This is a genomic window from Erythrobacter longus, from assembly GCF_000715015.1.
GTDB lineage: Bacteria > Pseudomonadota > Alphaproteobacteria > Sphingomonadales > Sphingomonadaceae > Erythrobacter > Erythrobacter longus.
Window position 1 is genome coordinate 64825 of record NZ_JMIW01000001.1, and the last position, 16214, is coordinate 81038.

A 16214-nucleotide genomic window follows, 5' to 3' on the forward strand; every position below is an offset into this window, starting at 1 on the left:
TTGCAGCAAATGCGTTGACCACGCAGCGGTTTTCTCTACACTTTTGTGTCATGCATTCCACGCTTGCTCAAAGCGCGCCCCCAGCGCTTACGTCTATTGCCAAGGGCAAGGAGCTGGCGCTGTTTCTCGATTTTGATGGGACGCTGGTTGAGATTGCTGATGGCCCTGATGAGATTGCGCCGATTGCTGGCCTTGCAGATCGGCTGGCTCGTTTAGCGGATCGATTTGATGGAAGATGCGCGCTGGTGAGCGGGCGTGGAATCGACAATATCGAGCATCATCTGGGCACGGTTAGCATCGCCATTGCCGGCTCGCACGGTTCAGACATTCGCTTCGCCTCTGGAAAGGGGATGGGGCAAGGAGCTCGCAGCCTTCCGTCAGAGATAGAGGCCGAGTTGCGCGCCTTTTCGCACGAACACGGCGTTGAATACGAACACAAATCGCATGGCGGCGCGCTCCATTACAGGCGCAATCCTGAGATGGGTGAGCGCGCGGTCACCTTTGCAAAAGAGCTTGCCGCAAAACACGGCTGGAAAGCGCAAGGCGGCAAATGCGTGATCGAAATTCTTGAGAAAGGCAGCGACAAGGGAAGCGCTGTGCGCAGCTTCATGAAAGACGCCCCCTTTGCAGGGTCCTGCCCCATCTTCATCGGCGATGATCTGACTGATGAGGCGGGCTTTGCCGCTTGCCAAGAGCTTGGCGGGGTTGGCATCCTTGTTGGAAAGCGGGCGGACACTTGCGCCGGGTATCGTCTGGCGGATGTTTCATCCGTGCACAATTGGTTGGAGATTGAATAGCTTGTCGAAGCAACCGAATTTGGAGCTCTGGCCTATTGGCAATTGTCAGGTGTCTGGCCTTATTGATGAAACCGGCGCGCTTGTGTGGGGCTGTATCCCCCGGGTTGATGGCGATCCTGTGTTCTCAAGCCTCCTCAACGGGGATCAACGCGATGCTGGCATTTGGCGCTTTGAACTCGACGGGCAGGTGAGCGCCTCGCAAAACTATATCCGCAACACTCCCATCCTTGTCACGACCTTGGAAGCAGACGATGGGAGCGCTATCGAAATTCTCGATTTTGCACCGCGATTTGAAAGTTCAGGCCGGATGTATCGCCCGGTTGCATACGCGCGGATTGTTCGCCCGATCAAAGGGCACCCGCGCATCAAAGTGGTTCTCAAACCGACCAAGAATTACGGCGCTGGGCTGGCTGAGATGACCAGCGGCACCAACCACATCCGCTATCTCACTGCCGGGCACGCGCTGCGGCTCTCCACTGATGCGCCGGTCGGATATATCATGGAAGGGCGCACCTTCCGGATTGAGGAAGACACGCATTTCTTCCTTGGCCCGGATGAACCTTTCGTTGGAAATTTGCGCGAAACGGTCCGTTCGATGGAGCAGGCGACACGCAAATATTGGCAACGCTGGGTCAGAGGGCTGTCGATCCCGCTCGAATGGCAGGAAGAGGTCATCCGCTGCGCGATCACACTGAAACTGTGCCAGCATGAGGAAACCGGCGCGATTGTGGCGGCGCTCACCACCTCGATCCCCGAGGCCGCCCATTCGGAACGCAATTGGGACTATCGCTACTGCTGGATCAGGGACAGCTATTACACCATTCAGGCGCTGAACCGTCTGGGCGCGCTTGATGTGATGGAGAAGTATCTCGGATACCTTCGCAACATCGTCGATGGCGCGCACAAAGGCGAACAGGCCGGGCAGATACAGCCGCTTTATTCCGTGATGGGCGAAAGCGAACTGAATGAAACCACGGCCAGCTATCTTGCGGGCTATCGCGGGATGGGGCCGGTCAGGCGCGGCAATGCTGCCTACAAACAGATCCAGCACGATTGTTATGGCCAGATCGTCCTGCCCTCCGCGCAAGGCTTCTTTGACAAACGCCTGATGCGCCCGGCTGATGATGCGGATTTTACGAGCCTTGAAGAGGTGGGCGAGATGGCGTGGGCTATGCACGACCAACCCGACGCAGGCCTGTGGGAATTCCGGACGCGCGAGGAAGTGCACACCTATTCGGCCGTGATGAGCTGGGCAGCGTGCGATCGCCTTGCCAATGTTGCCGATCATCTTGGCAAACCGGACCGTTCCTGGCTTTGGCGAGAGCGCGCCGACAAGATCGCTGCGACCATCGAAGAAAAGGCATGGAAGCCAGATGCAAGCGGTGAGGGCGGCCATTATGGCGCAAGCTTTGAAAGCGATTATCTCGACGCATCGCTCCTGCAAATGGTGGAGCTAAGGTTCCTGTCGCCTGATAATGAACGCTTCCAACAAACCTTTGCCGCCGTTGAAGAGCATTTGCGGCGCGGCGACCATATGCTGCGTTATGCCGCCGAAGATGACTTTGGTGCGCCTGAAACCGCATTCAACGTCTGCACATTCTGGCTCATCGAAGCGCTGCATCTGGCGGGCCGCAACGATGAAGCGCGTACACTGTTTGAAACCATGCTCAGCCACACGACACAATCCGGCCTCCTTAGCGAAGATCTCGATTACGAGACCGGCGAACTGTGGGGCAATTTCCCGCAAACCTATAGCCTGGTGGGCGTGATCAATTGCGCGGGGCTCTTATCCAAGCCATGGTCCGAGGTTAGATGAGCCGTCTAGTCGTCATATCCAACCGTGTTGCTGTGCCAAAGGCACGCGGCGTTGCGGGCGCGCAAGGGGGATTGGCGGGGGCTTTGAATGCTGCGCTTAAAGACCGGGGCGGGGTTTGGTTTGGCTGGTCGGGTCAGGAAAATGACGAGCAGCTTGGCAATATGGATCTTCAGCGCAGCAATGGTGTGACGACGGCCACCATCGACCTGTCGAAACAGGAGCTGGACGAGTATTACAACGGCTATGCCAATTCGACGCTTTGGCCGCTGTTCCATTACCGCATCGATCTGGCGCGGTATGAAAACAAAACCGGCGAAAGTTATGAGCGCGTAAACGACCGTTTTGCGGAAAGCGTCATGCCTCTGATCGAGGAAGGCGATCTTGTCTGGGTCCACGATTATCACCTTATCCCACTGGGTGAGCGGCTGCGCTCGCGCGGGGTCAAGAACCGGATCGGGTTCTTCCTTCATACGCCGTGGCCCCCAACGCGCCTTTTAACCTCGCTTCCGTTCCACGAGCGGTTGGTCAAGACCATGTTGTCCTATGACCTTATCGGCTTTCAAACGCCCGAATGGCTTTCCAGCTTCGTGCATTATTGTGAGAACGAACTGGGGGCCAAGATCGATCGCGAGAGCGGGCGCATCACCCACGAAGGGCGCACCACAATCGCGCGCGATTATCCCATCGGTATCGATTGGGAACACTTTCAGGCAGAGGGTGCAAAGCCAGAGGCGAAGGAAGCTGAGCAGCGCTTCCTTGCTTCAATCCGGGGGCGCACGGGGATGATCGGGGTTGACCGGCTGGACTATTCCAAAGGCCTGCCAGAACGCATCGACGGGATCGGGCGATTTTTTGATGAGCATCCCGAACGCGTGCGCGACCTTGTCTATGTTCAGATCGCCCCGCCAAGCCGCGAAGATGTGCAAAGCTATCAGGAAATTCGTGAGGAGCTGGAGCAGAAAACCGGCCAGATCAACGGCGCGCGCTCAGAGGTCGACCTTGTTCCTATCCGTTATGTGAACCACGGGTACAGCCACGCCGAGCTCTATGGCTTCTTTCGCGCGTCCAAGATCGGCCTTGTCACGCCTTTGCGCGATGGGATGAACCTTGTGGCCAAGGAGTATGTCGCTGCGCAAGACCCGGATGATCCTGGCGTTCTGGTGCTTTCCGATTTTGCAGGTGCCGCCTATCAATTGGACTGTGATGGGAAGGGCGCGCTGCTTGTTAACCCGCACAGCCCGGATGCACTGGCGAATGCGCTGAACAAAGCGCTCGATATGCCGCTTGAGGAGCGCAAGAGCCGATATGAGGCGATGATCACCACCGTTCGCGATGACAATGTGCGCGAGTGGACCACGCAATTTTGTGATGATCTTGCAAAGGGTTAAGCGTATATTCGCTGTGGCTTGCTAAATCACTCTTCTGGGCCCGGCAGCTTTGTTTGCAAAGCCTGCGTTTTGTTCCAGATACGTCTGCAAGTCTTGATGCCGAGGCCGGTCCTTGCGCTTGGCAAGCACGCGCTGAACCCGGCTGGTAAGGCCGCGTGGGTCAAACGGCTTTCGGATGAACCCTTGCGCGCCAGCATAAATCGCCTGCGTTTCGTCCTGAACGCCGCTCATCGCGGTGAACATCAGAACCGGCAGATCATAGAATTCGGCGCTTTGCCGCAGTTTGCGCAGCATGGATAAACCGCTCATCCCCGGCATATCCTGATCAAGCAGCACCGCATCGGGACGCCGCCTTTTCAAAAGCTCCCAGCAGTCCTCCGCGCTTGTCACCCAACCGCACGCATGGCCTGCATCAATCAAAACCTGACTTGCAAGCTCCGCGATGAGTTCGTCGTCGTCTGCGATAAGAATAAAGGCCATGTATCGAATACCGTTAAGGAGTGAGCAGAATTAGAGCCTTTTCGAATTATGCGACCACTAGCAAATGCAGCGTGTTCAAGCGCCCTCGCACCACTACTTACGCGCGATTGCGGTATCTAAAGCCTTGGCCAACCCGGCATCCGGCTTGCCGCAAGCACTCAGCGCTGCCACAGCCTGTTTGCATGATTCGTGACCCTTTCCCCGAACCCTTCCTCACCACCGAGGGCATCCATAACCTGCGCGATTATGGCGGTTATGCGGGCGCTGATGGCGCAACAGTGCGCAAAGGTCTGCTTTACCGTTCTGGTCAGCATATTGATGCAAGCGAGGCCGATCTGGAGCTTGTGCAAAGCCTTGATATTCGCACCATCATCGACTTTCGCGGGGAAAGCGAGCGGGCCACTTTCCCGTGCGCGCGCCATCGGGAATTTGCCGCAGATGTGATCGCGTTCGACGGCGAAACTGCCAGCTCACCTCCCCATGAAGGGGGCTCGGAAAAAACCGATATGACCGCTGAAAAAGGGCGGCAGCGGATGATAGCGGTTTATACCCGTATGCCGGTGAACTCTGCGATGATCGATATGTTCTCACGCTATTTCAAAGCGTTGGAGACGCGCGAGGGTGCAAGCCTGATCCATTGCTTTGCGGGCAAGGATCGCACCGGGGTAGGGGCAAGTCTGCTCCTTCATGTGCTGGGCGTGCATTATGATGACATATTGGCCGAGTTCATGCTCACCAATGACGCGCCGACACAGCATATCTTGGAAGGCCAATCGCTTCCCCGGATGAAAGCGCATTATGGCGAGATCGAACCGCAGGCGATCCGCAATCTTATTGGTGTGCGCGAGGAATATCTTGGCACTTATTGGCAAGAGGTCACCCGCGACCACGGTTCCATCGACAATTACCTGGCGCAAACATTAGGTGTGGATGAGGCAAGGAAAGCTCGCCTCCAAGAGCGTTTGCTGGCGTGACAACGCGCCGCATCGCCCCCATATCTGCAACCACAACGACACCAATCTAAGAGAAATTCCATGGCTACACATCGCACAAAGATGCTCATCATCGGTTCTGGCCCTGCTGGCTATTCCGCTGCGATTTACGCAGCGCGCGCCATGCTTGAACCGATCGTGGTGCAGGGGCTTCAACCCGGTGGCCAGCTGACGATCACCACCGATGTTGAAAATTACCCCGGTTACCGCGAAGTGGTGCAAGGGCCGTGGATGATGGAAGAGATGAAGGCGCAGGCCGAAAGCGTCGGCACGCGCATGATGTATGACATCATCACCGAAGTGGACCTTGAAAACGGCTCACCTTTTCGCGCAGTTGCCGATAGCGGTGATGAATTTATCGCAGATACTATCGTCATTGCGACCGGCGCTCAGGCCAAATGGCTGGGTGTGCCGGGTGAAGAGGCGCTTGGCGGTAAGGGTGTTTCAGCCTGCGCGACCTGCGACGGCTTTTTCTATCGCGGCAAGAAGGTTGCGGTCATCGGCGGCGGCAACACGGCTGTCGAAGAGGCGCTGTATCTGACCAACCATTCGGACGATGTGACGATCATCCACCGCCGCGATGAATTCCGCGCCGAGAAAATCCTTCAGGAACGCGTGTTCAAATCGGACAAGATTAACGTCATGTGGAACAAGACGGTCGAGAGCTTTGAAGCGGGCGAAGACGGCACGCTGGGGCACCTCAACTTGCGCGATACTGTGACAGGCGAGACCTCGACCTTGGAAGTCGACGGAGCCTTCGTCGCGATCGGCCATGCGCCTGCGACCGAATTGTTTGAAGGCAAGCTTCCGATGCATTCGGGCAAATATCTTCAGGTTGAACCCGGCACCCCGAAAACCGCCATTCCCGGCGTGTTTGCAGCAGGCGATGTGACCGACAGCGTTTACCGCCAGGCGGTCACCGCTGCTGGCATGGGCTGTATGGCGGCGCTCGATGCCGAACGTTTCCTCGCAACGATGGAAGATGCGCGCGAAGCCGCAGAGTAACGGGTGAGGGCGGCTTTCCGGCCGCCCCCAGCGTCCTTCAAACGAAGACGATCATCGCCGCCTTTGCGATCAACACAATGAGCACCACGCTTGACAAAGCAAACAGCACGAACCGGACCATCACCCGGTTGGCGGTGACTTGGACGAGGCTGTGCGCAATGCGCAGACCGGTATAAATCCACGCCAGAAACGCGTTCATCCCGTCACCTGCGCCAAGGATCGCCAGAACGATTGCAACCGCGTAAAACACCGTGGGCGCTTCGTGCAGGTGGTTGTAATTGTCCGCCTTCCAATTGACGGTTTCGGGCAGCTTTTCGCGAAGCCCGGCACCGGTTGAGCCCACAAGCTTGCTTGGCGCTTCGATGTCGGGCGATTTGCTCATCGCGGGGATGCGTGTTGCATACATCCATGCCCACATCACCATCGTCCAGATCATCAGCGCGACCGCTGGGGCGAGAATTTCCATGCCAATCATAATTGGTCCTTTGGTTCTTTGTTATTGCGGGGCAAGGCTTGGGTCAGCAAAGGCGGTGGCCATAACGGCGCGCACGGCCAGGACTATCAGCACGACCGAACTGACCAGAAACAGCGCAAAGCGCACCGGAATCTTGTTGATGAGGATCTGCCAAAGCGAGTGCAAGATGCGCAAGGCAACATAAACCCACGCGAGCGTCACATCGATTGCGGCTGCTCCCACAATCGCCAGGATCACGCTAACGGCATAAAACAGCGTTGGTTGTTCATGCAGGTGCGTATGGTTGTGGGCGGGCCAATTGGCTTTGTCCGGGATTACCCCTTCCAAATCCTGTCCACGCACACCTTCTTTGCCTGCGAGCACGGACTTGTCCTCGAGCTTTCCAAATGCGCCAAAGCGTGATGGAATAATCCAGAACATTACGATGAGTGTCCACACCACCAAGACGGCGGCGGGCGCCAGCATTTGAGCTTGCATAGAAACGATCCCTATTCCCTGTTTTGATCATATTCCTGTGAGAGGCGGCCGTGATTGTCAAACCCGCTGGCTGCCTGATTTGGGGGTCAAGCGCGATTGTCACCTATCAAATCTTTTGGGCAATTGTTCGGGCGAAAGCCGCCGGATCGGCATTGCCGCCGGTGATCATGATGATAGTGCCTTCATCAATCGGCACTTTGCCAGCCAGCGCAGCGGCAAGCGCTGCTGCGCCGCCGGGCTCGACCACCAGGCGAAGGTTGGCAAACGCCCATCGCTGAGCGTCGCGAACTTCGTCATCGGTGACGGTGACGCCCGGTTCAGCGCGGGTTTTTAGGAGGCCCAGGTTCAATGCTTTTGTGGCCGTTGGCTGGAGCGCGTCGCAGATCGTCTTTGGCGCATTGGCGCTCGCAGTTACGATCTCGCCGCTTGCGATGGCCTGTCCCACCATGTCCCAGCCTTCCGGCTCTACCACGTGCACGGCTGCATCCGGGCAAGACAAGGCAAGACCTGCGGCAAGCCCCCCGCCGCCGCAACAGGCGATAAAACGGGAGGGCGCGCGGCCCAATTGCCCCTCCAATTGCCCCTCCAATTGCTTCGCCGCCTCAATCCCTGAAGACCCTTGCCCTTCGATTACCCAAGGATCGCCAAAAGCATGGACCAGCACGCCGCCTTGTTCCTCTATCAGTTTTGCGGCGATTTCATCACGGTCTTCGCCCCCCTGTTCCCTGGACGCGCGCTTATACAGCACCACGTCCGCGCCCAATGCCTTGGTATTGGCAAGTTTTACCTCCGGCGCATCGTGCGGCATCACGATGGTCGCCTTGATCCCGAGCCTTCTGGCTGCCCATGCGACGCCTTGCGCGTGATTGCCCGAAGACACCGCAACAACGCCCTGTTTGCGTTCATCTGGAGAAAGGTTGGACAATCGCCACCAGCCACCGCGAATTTTAAAAGCGCCAATGGGTTGAAGGTTTTCTGCCTTCACATGGGCGCCCACGCCTCCGATCTCGACCGGCAAAAGCGGTGTTTGAGGCAAAATTTCGGCGATGCTGCGCGCTGCGGCGACAACGCCATCGTGTGTAGGTGTTCGGATCATTTGTAGGCCTTAGCGCATTGGAGTAGGGGACGCGCAAGATTCGAATTTGCAAAGGGCAAGGTTATGTCAAAAGTATTGGTAATCGGGGCAGGGGGCGTGAGTTCTGTCTGTGTCCACAAAATGGCAATGAATGCTAAGATTTTCCCCGAAATCCATCTGGCCAGCCGTACTCAGTCAAAGTGCGACGCGATTGCCGCTTCTGTTAAAGAGCGCACCGGCGTCGATGTCCCGACCTACGAGATTGACGCAGAAGAGGTGCCCGCGATGGTCAACCTCATCAAACGTCTGGGCGCGACTCACGTGGTCAACTTGGCGCTGCCTTATCAGGATTTGCCGATCATGGATGCGTGTCTGGAAGCAGGCGCGCATTACCTCGATACCGCAAATTATGAGCCCAAGGATGAGGCCAAGTTCGAGTATCACTGGCAATGGGCCTATCACGACCGGTTTAAGAACGCTGGCCTGATGGCACTGCTCGGCAGCGGGTTTGACCCTGGCGTAACCAGTGTTTTCACCATGTGGCTGAAGAAGCATAAGCTCAAAACCATCCGCACGCTCGATATTCTTGATTGCAATGGCGGCGACCACGGACAGGCGTTCGCGACCAACTTCAACCCGGAAATCAACATCCGCGAAGTAACGGCTCCTGCCCGCCACTGGGAAAACGGCGAGTGGGTGGAGACGCCCGCGATGCAGGTGAAGACCGAGTTCGATTTTGAAGCAGTCGGTCCGAAAAACGCTTATCTTATGTATCACGAAGAGCTGGAAAGCCTTGCCAAGTTCAACCCTGAGATGGAGCGCGCGCGCTTCTGGATGACCTTTGGTGATGAGTATATCAAGCACCTCACCGTGCTCCAAAATGTCGGCATGACGCGGATTGATCCGGTAAAGTACAAGGGCAAGGAGATCATCCCGCTGCAATTCCTCGCAGCTGTTTTGCCCAAGCCAGAGACCTTGGGCGAGACGACCAAGGGGAACACCAACATCGGCTGTATCGCAACGGGCGAGGCACTGGATGGATCAGGCGAGAAGACCTTCTACATCAACAATATCTGCAGCCACGAAGCAGCGTTTGAGGAAACCGGCAACCAAGCGGTGTCCTACACCACCGGCGTGCCCGCGATGATTGGCGCAGCGATGATGGTCCAGGGCATCTGGTCAGGCGAGGGCGTCTTCAACATGGAAGAGATGGACCCTGACCCCTTTATGGATATGCTGAACGAGCATGGCTTGCCTTGGCAGGTGAAGGAGCTGGACGGGCCGGTCGGGTTTTAGGTTTTTGGGGTCACACGAAGACACAAAGGCACGAAGATGGAGCATGATGCTGAGATCGAACGGCTCGCAACGATCGTGATCGATTGTGGCTTCCACATTCATAAAGACTTGGGGCCGGGTTTGCTGGAATCAGCTTATGAGTTGATACTGGCGAAGCTTCTTGAAGAGCGAGGCGTCTCTGTGAGACGGCAAGTGGCAGTTCCTATTCATTATCAGGGCGTTGTCGTAGACAACGCATTCAAAATCGATCTTTTGGTTGAAGAACGCCTAGTCGTTGAGCTCAAATCAACCGAGCGCAATGCACCTGTTCACGCAAAGCAGGTGCTCACCTATCTGCGCCTAATGGAGTTACCACTTGGTATGCTTATGAATTTTGGATTGCCGACATTCAAAGGTGGCCTACAGCGCGTTGCTAACAATTATTTTGGTCAAAGCGGTAGGCACTGACCTCTTCGTGTCTTCGTGTGAGACAATAGGATACGCATAAAATGCAAACCCAAGCCGGAAATCCAGGCGCTTTCGCCCAGTTCGACCTTGCCCGCGTCGACAGCCCCGCATTCGTCGTGGATGCCGCCAAAATCCGCGCCAATTGCCAGATCCTTGCCGACATTCGCGATGCAGCCGACTGCAAGGTCTTTGCAGCGCTCAAGGCGTTCTCCATGCACTCGGTTGCGCACATCATGGGCGAATATCTCGACGGCGTATCCACCAGTGGCCTTTGGGAAGCGCGGTTGGCGTCCGAGTTCTACGACGGTGAAATCGCGACCTATTCCGCCGCTTTCAAGCCGGAGGAACTGGACGAGATTTGCCGCCTTTCCGACCATGTGATCTTTAACTCGCCCGCCCAGATGAAGCGCGCCGCGATGATCCTTGACCAAGCTTCGGTGACTGGCGGCGATGTATCCGTTGGCCTTCGGTTAAACCCAATGGTCGCAACAGGTGAAGTGCCAAAATACGACCCCAGCGCCCCGGGCTCGCGTCTCGGCTTTCCTATCGACCAACTAACCGAAGAGCATATGGAGGGCGTGGAGGGCATCCACTTCCACAATTTGTGCGAGCAGACATTTGAGCCGCTGCGTGCAACATGGGACCGCGTGTTTGACGCGATTGAGCCCTATTTCGGGCAGCTTAAATGGATCAATATGGGTGGCGGGCACCACATCACCCGCGCCGATTATGAGCGCGATGAGCTGATCGAGTTTCTAAAGGACGCGGCGGATGACACAGGCGCGGAGATCATTCTGGAACCGGGCGAAGCGGTGGCGCTCGATGCTGGTATTCTGGTGGGCACTCTGCTCGATACAGGGTTCAACGAAGTGCCCTTTGGCATCGCGGATATCTCGGCCACCTGCCATATGCCCGATGTGCTCGAAGCGCCCTATCGCCCCGCCATGCTAGGCGAACTCGAGGACGACAGCGTCCCCATTCGCCTTGGCGGGCCGTCATGCCTCGCTGGCGATGTGATCGGCGATTATCGCCTACCAGTCCCCGCAGAACCAGGCGCACGTTTCGCCTTCCTCGACCAAGCGCATTATTCGATGGTGAAGACCAATACCTTCAACGGCGTGCAGCTGCCCAGCATCTACCTTTGGGATTCAGACACAGACGTATTGGAGTGCGTGAAAAAGTTTGAATATGAGGACTTCCGCAACCGGTTGAGTTGAGGCGTTACAGCCCCTTGCGCCCAAATCCGCCCACGCGGCGCGGGGTCGCCTCGCGCACACCTTCCGTAATGCCGGGGTTGTCAGGTTTTGTCATGATCGGCGCAGCTTTCCCGCGCTCGGTCTGATTGATCGCCATGATCAAGCGGGCAAGCGCTGCGAATTGATCTGCGGTCTCTTGGGCGCGCCGGTTGTCTTCCTCAGCCTTCATTGAGCCGCTCTCGAACATGTTGTCGCTTTCGACCACCACGACCAAATGCTGGTCGAAGAAAAGCGCGCGGATGGACTTTCCGTGGAACGCTTTTTCAAGCGCTATCAGGTGCTCGACATAGGATGGGTGGATCAAGACACGCGCTTCGACCTGGTCATCGCTGAAGACTTCGAAAACGTCTTCAAACTGCGGGTGCACCTGATCGACATATTGCATACGGTGGCCGTCGAGATTGATCACGTCCTTGACGCCGCCAAGGCCTAACCATCTGTTATGCTTGCCCTTGCGTTGGAGCAGCGTGGTGGAGCGAAATGCGCGGCCAAACGGTACAGAGATAATTGCACCGCGAAACACCGTGACCCAGCGGCGGTTCTTGCCTGACCCTTTGCGCTCTTCCAGATGCGCCTCATACAGGTTGAATGCGTGGCCGCCCAGTTCGCCGTACCAACAGTCTTCAAACGCATCGCGGTCATATTTGGGGACAAGGCCGTAAGAGCGCGCCTTGTTGAACTCGACGCCGGGTTCGACATCTGCGTCATAGTTGATGCCAAGATCGCGTGCGATCGCCTCGTTTATGCCCACCTTAATGGCTTTCTTGGCCTCTTGGATGGGTTTGTAGCCCCAGGCACCCACGCCGAGGATCGCAGCGCCGGCTGCAAAAAGCTTAAGGTCGAACAGACCCAGCGGCATGAACCAAAGGAAGGCGAATACAGGCAAAAGGGCGATCCCGCCGTAAAACCAGCGGTCAAAGGCCTTCTTCTGGGCCGCATCGCGCATGTCAGATTGCTCAGCAAGCCAATTGCCAAGCTCCCCGCGCATTAGTCCCTGAACATCGGCCTGCATGGTCGTTAAAATTCCCTATCTCTTAACTATTGGCTGCTACGTTACTGTCAGAAAGTAAAAGAGGAATGGACGATGGTTGATATTTTCGGTTGGTTCTGGACTTCGGCGATTTTCGTCATCGCGTTTATTGGCGTGTTCGGCATCATCGCAATTTACAACACGCTTGTGCGCCTGCGTCAGAATGTGAACCAGGGCCGCGCGGATATTGACGCGCAATTGCGCCAGCGCCACGACCTGATCCCCAACCTCGTCGAAGCGGTGAAGGGTTATGCGGGCCACGAGAAATCGACGCTCGAAGAAGTGATCAAAGCGCGAAGTGCCGCTTCAAAAGGCGAGCCTGACAGCGCGAGCGAGCAGGGCCTCAAGATCGCTCTCGACAATTTGCTTGCTCTGGGTGAGGATTATCCTGACCTCCGCGCGTCTGAAAACTTTCAGGAGCTTCAATCTGAACTCGCTGATATTGAAGACAAGCTGGCCGCAGCGCGCCGCGCGCTGAACGCAGCAGCAGCGCAGTTCAATGGAGCGCGTGAAGCTTTCCCAGCTGTTCTGTTTGCCAGTATGCTTGGCTTCAAAGAGGCCGACTTCAACACGCTCGACCCTTCAGAACGTGGAACTGTGGATCAGGCACCCAAGGTGGCTTTTTCATAAATAACTCATATCCCCGGGAACTTACCGGGAAGATGCGAATTTGATTGCAGGCCTGCGCAAATGTTGTATTTGCGCAGGCCTCGCTGCCGAGCCTCAAGTCATTCTGGGGACTTAATCAACCGCAAGGCAGCCCTGTTGAAACGCTTACGGTTCGCGAACCGTTTTAAGGGGGTCCCTTGAGTTGTACGTTTATCCTGACGCCCAATATCCTGACGCAAAGGCTGTAACGCGGGCCCTCGAGCCCGACGAGCCCATCATCCTAAATCGCCCACACGCAGCGCGCCGTGCCGCACGGTTCTTTGTCGAGAAATTTCCCGGCAAAGTGCTTTATGCTGTGAAAGCGAACCCTGCGCCTGATTTGATCCAGGTTTTGTGGGAATCGGGCGTGACCCATTACGATGTCGCCTCGATTGCTGAGGTGCGTTTGGTGCGCGAGGCTCTGCCAGACGCTCAGCTGTGCTTTATGCACCCCGTCAAACGGCGCGGAGCCATTGCTGAGGCCTATCACCAGCATGGCGTCAAAACGTTCAGCCTCGACACTGTGGAGGAGCTGGAGAAGATCGTCGAAGCGTGCGCTGATCCGGAGACGGGTGAGCCGGCGAGCGATCTTCGCCTGTGCGTGCGCATCCGGGTTTCGAGCGAATATTCCGAGCTGTCTCTTGCCGCCAAGTTTGGTTGTGACCTCACCGAGGCGCCTGCCCTCCTTCAACAGGCCCGGCAGCATTGCGACTGGCTTGGGATATGTTTCCATGTCGGAAGTCAAGCGATGACGCCCTTTGCCTTTGTGCAGGCATTGGACCGCACCCGCGCAGCGATCGCCGAGGCCTCGGTGGTTATCGATATGATCGACGTTGGCGGAGGCTTTCCCAGCATCTATCCCGGTATGGAACCGCCCCCGCTCGAAGACTACTTCGCGATGATCGCCAAACACTTTGAAGCGCTCCCCATCGCCTACAACGCAGAACTTTGGTGCGAGCCGGGCAGGGCGCTTTGTGCGGAATACTCAAGCATGGTCGTGTGCGTGGACAAGCGCAGGGGCAATGAGCTTTACATCAACGATGGCGCATACGGCGCTCTGTATGACGCAGCCCATGTTGGCTGGCGTTTTCCTGTCGTCGCGCTCGAAGACGATCTGATCGAACCGTTGGAGGATTTCTCCTTCTACGGTCCGACCTGCGATGATGCCGACTTTATGGCAGGCCCGTTCGCGCTGCCCGCAGACATTCAGGCAGGCGATTACATCGAGATCGGAATGCTCGGCGCATATGGTGCAGCGATGAAGACCGGCTTTAACGGCTTTGGCAACGCGCAAGTTGTGACCGTGGCAGACGAGCCGATGATGAGCCTGTTTGATGGTTCTCGCACGCGCGAAGCTAGCGATAATGTTGTAAGCTTGCGGTGATAACTTCCCTTTGACCCGCAGAGCGAGGGCAGACCTTTCGTGAGCTCTGTTATCGCGGTAGACAATGCAGATGAACTCAGAAAACCTGAACCCGGAAAAACCAAAGCTCGTCATCAGAAAAGCGGAACTGGGGGATGCGCGAAATATCGCTGCCTTGTCGCGCAAAATCTACGGCAAGGACGAAGGCTACACCGCTGAAGAGTTGCGCGGTCAGATCAACAATTTTGCCGATGGCCAGTTGGTGGCCGAATACGAAGGCAAGATCGTGGGCCATTGCGCCACGTTTCAGATCTCCGAGAAAACGGCCTTTGCAGCGCACAGCTGGGCGGAGATCACCGGCGGTGGCTTTGCCGCCCGGCATGATCCAGACGGTGAGATCCTTTATGGCATGGAAGTCAGCGTGGACCCGGATTACCGGCGCCTTCGCATTGGCCTTCGCTTTTACAAAGTCCGCCGCGAGCTGTGCCAGCATCTGGGGCTCAAAGGCATTGTCTTTGGTGGGCGGCTTCCCGGTTACTCTCGGCGCAAGCGCAAATTTCCTGACCCGGCCGATTACCTCGCCGCAGTCGTCGAAAAAGAGTTCCGCGATCCCGTTATCAATTTCCAATTGAATCAAGGGTTTGTTCCGCTGGGTATACTCACCGACTATATGCCAAGCGACAAGGCATCAGGCGGCAATGCAGTCCATATGTATTGGGAAAATCCGCTTCAAGCTGAGGCGAAACTCTCCTCGCAAACCCCGCATGATCGCTTGCCCCAATCGGTGCGCGTGGCCACCGTGCAGTTTCAGATGCGCAAGATCGCATCACCAAGCGAATTCGAGGAACAGGTCGAGTATTTCGTCGATGTCGCCGCCGACTATGGCGCGGATTTCGTCACCTTTCCCGAGCTTTTCACCCTCCAATTGCTCTCGATTGAGAAAGAGAAGCTGGAGCCTGCAAAAGCGATTGAAAAGATCGCCGAATACACCGAGCGCTTTGTCGCCTTCATGGAGAAGCTCGCGGTCTCCTATCACATCAACATCATCGGCGGTTCACACCCGACGCGGATGGAAAACGGCGATATTCGCAACATTTCCTATGTCTTCCTGCGCAGCGGCGCGGTTTACACTCAGGACAAGCTGCACCCCACTCCAAGCGAGGTTCGCTGGTGGAACATTAAAGGCGGATATGGCGCAGAAGCCATCCCCACCGATTGCGGCCCCATCGGGGTGATGATTTGCTATGACAGTGAATTTCCTGAAATGGCACGGCATCTGGTCGATCAGGGCGCGATGATCCTCTTCGTGCCGTTCTGCACTGACGAACGGCGAGGCTATTTGCGGGTCCGCTACTGCTGTCAGGCGAGGGCGGTAGAGAACCAATGCTACGTCGTCATGTCGGGCGTTGTTGGCAACCTGCCCAATGTCGAGAACATGGACATCCACTACGCCGAAAGCGCGATCCTGACCCCGTCAGATTTCCCCTTCGCGCGAGACGGCGTCGCCGCTGATACTGCTCCCAATACCGAGACGATTGCACTTGCCGATTTGTCCATGACGAGCTTGCTTACCAGCAGGCAATCGGGCGCGGTGCAGAACCTGAAGGATCGGCGGTTTGATTTGTACCGGGTGGCGTGGAAGAAGTAGTTGGATTGCAGCGACCTGGAA

16 protein-coding genes are annotated in these 16214 nt (G+C 56.7%); 11 read left to right on the forward strand and 5 right to left on the reverse strand.

Going from position 1 to position 16214, the window contains the following annotated elements:
- Positions 1-50 precede the first annotated feature (50 nt).
- From otsB to EH31_RS00325, 3 genes are read left to right on the forward strand one after another with little or no spacing between them, the layout of a single operon-like run.
- Positions 51-797, forward strand: coding sequence for a trehalose-phosphatase (gene otsB / locus EH31_RS00315; RefSeq protein WP_034957388.1), 747 nt, complete (start codon positions 51-53; stop codon positions 795-797).
- Positions 760-2613, forward strand: coding sequence for a glycoside hydrolase family 15 protein (locus EH31_RS00320; protein ID WP_051698973.1), 1854 nt, complete (start codon positions 760-762; stop codon positions 2611-2613). The genes otsB and EH31_RS00320 overlap by 38 nt, the downstream gene beginning before the upstream one ends.
- Positions 2610-4001, forward strand: a complete 1392-nt coding sequence (locus EH31_RS00325; protein WP_034957391.1) for an alpha,alpha-trehalose-phosphate synthase (UDP-forming) — start codon at positions 2610-2612, stop codon at positions 3999-4001. Before EH31_RS00320 ends, EH31_RS00325 begins: the two co-directional genes overlap by 4 nt.
- Positions 4002-4022: 21 nt before the next feature.
- On the opposite strand, the gene EH31_RS00330 is transcribed toward EH31_RS00325, so the two are convergent.
- The gene (locus tag EH31_RS00330; RefSeq protein ID WP_051698826.1) at positions 4023-4481 is read right to left on the reverse strand and encodes a response regulator; all 459 of its coding nucleotides are present in this window, start codon (positions 4479-4481) and stop codon (positions 4023-4025) included.
- Between the two features lie 182 nt (positions 4482-4663).
- Between EH31_RS00330 and EH31_RS00335 the strand changes: the two genes are divergently transcribed.
- Both EH31_RS00335 and trxB read left to right on the forward strand, forming a co-directional pair.
- On the forward strand, positions 4664-5455 hold the full coding sequence (locus tag EH31_RS00335) for a tyrosine-protein phosphatase (protein ID WP_034957392.1): 792 nt from the start codon (positions 4664-4666) through the stop codon (positions 5453-5455).
- Between the two features lie 60 nt (positions 5456-5515).
- Positions 5516-6478, forward strand: coding sequence for a thioredoxin-disulfide reductase (trxB, locus tag EH31_RS00340; protein WP_034957394.1), 963 nt, complete (start codon positions 5516-5518; stop codon positions 6476-6478).
- Between the two features lie 37 nt (positions 6479-6515).
- Here the strand turns inward: trxB and EH31_RS00345 are convergent, their stop codons facing one another.
- The 3 genes from EH31_RS00345 to EH31_RS00355 all read right to left on the reverse strand — a co-directional run bounded on the left by EH31_RS00345 (position 6516) and on the right by EH31_RS00355 (position 8526).
- Positions 6516-6953 (reverse strand): MAPEG family protein, encoded by a 438-nt coding sequence (locus tag EH31_RS00345; RefSeq protein ID WP_034957397.1) that lies wholly within the window; start codon positions 6951-6953, stop codon positions 6516-6518.
- 21 nt (positions 6954-6974) lie between these two features.
- Positions 6975-7418, reverse strand: coding sequence for an MAPEG family protein (locus tag EH31_RS00350; RefSeq protein ID WP_422110907.1), 444 nt, complete (start codon positions 7416-7418; stop codon positions 6975-6977).
- Between the two features lie 118 nt (positions 7419-7536).
- Positions 7537-8526, reverse strand: coding sequence for a threonine ammonia-lyase (locus tag EH31_RS00355; RefSeq protein WP_034957400.1), 990 nt, complete (start codon positions 8524-8526; stop codon positions 7537-7539).
- A gap of 63 nt (positions 8527-8589) precedes the next feature.
- On the opposite strand from EH31_RS00355, the gene EH31_RS00360 reads away from it, so the two are divergent.
- Genes EH31_RS00360 through EH31_RS00370 form a run of 3 tightly spaced genes read left to right on the forward strand, consistent with a single transcriptional unit; the run spans position 8590 to position 11465 of the window.
- Positions 8590-9801 carry a saccharopine dehydrogenase family protein gene (locus tag EH31_RS00360; RefSeq protein ID WP_034957403.1) on the forward strand — a complete coding sequence of 404 codons (1212 nt, stop codon included), beginning with the start codon at positions 8590-8592 and terminating at the stop codon, positions 9799-9801.
- Between the two features lie 36 nt (positions 9802-9837).
- On the forward strand, positions 9838-10248 hold the full coding sequence (locus EH31_RS00365; RefSeq protein ID WP_034957406.1) for a GxxExxY protein: 411 nt from the start codon (positions 9838-9840) through the stop codon (positions 10246-10248).
- Between the two features lie 41 nt (positions 10249-10289).
- The gene (locus tag EH31_RS00370; RefSeq protein ID WP_034957407.1) at positions 10290-11465 is read left to right on the forward strand and encodes a carboxynorspermidine decarboxylase; all 1176 of its coding nucleotides are present in this window, start codon (positions 10290-10292) and stop codon (positions 11463-11465) included.
- Positions 11466-11469: 4 nt separating this feature from the next.
- Here EH31_RS00370 and EH31_RS00375 read toward each other — a convergent pair whose 3' ends face one another.
- Entirely contained in the window at positions 11470-12516 is a 1047-nt protein-coding gene (locus EH31_RS00375) for a DUF3137 domain-containing protein (RefSeq protein WP_034957409.1), read from the reverse strand.
- Positions 12517-12588: 72 nt separating this feature from the next.
- Here EH31_RS00375 and EH31_RS00380 point away from each other — a divergent pair, with 72 nt between their 5' ends.
- The 3 genes from EH31_RS00380 (at position 12589) to EH31_RS00390 (ending at position 16193) form a co-directional block, all read left to right on the forward strand.
- A complete protein-coding gene (locus tag EH31_RS00380; RefSeq protein WP_051698827.1) occupies positions 12589-13164 on the forward strand; it encodes a LemA family protein in 576 nt (191 codons plus the stop codon).
- Between the two features lie 181 nt (positions 13165-13345).
- Entirely contained in the window at positions 13346-14566 is a 1221-nt protein-coding gene (locus EH31_RS00385; RefSeq protein ID WP_034957410.1) for a type III PLP-dependent enzyme, read from the forward strand.
- A 70-nt stretch (positions 14567-14636) separates the two neighbouring features.
- A complete protein-coding gene (locus EH31_RS00390) occupies positions 14637-16193 on the forward strand; it encodes a nitrilase-related carbon-nitrogen hydrolase (protein ID WP_241765790.1) in 1557 nt (518 codons plus the stop codon).
- The last annotated feature ends 21 nt before the right edge of the window (positions 16194-16214 follow it).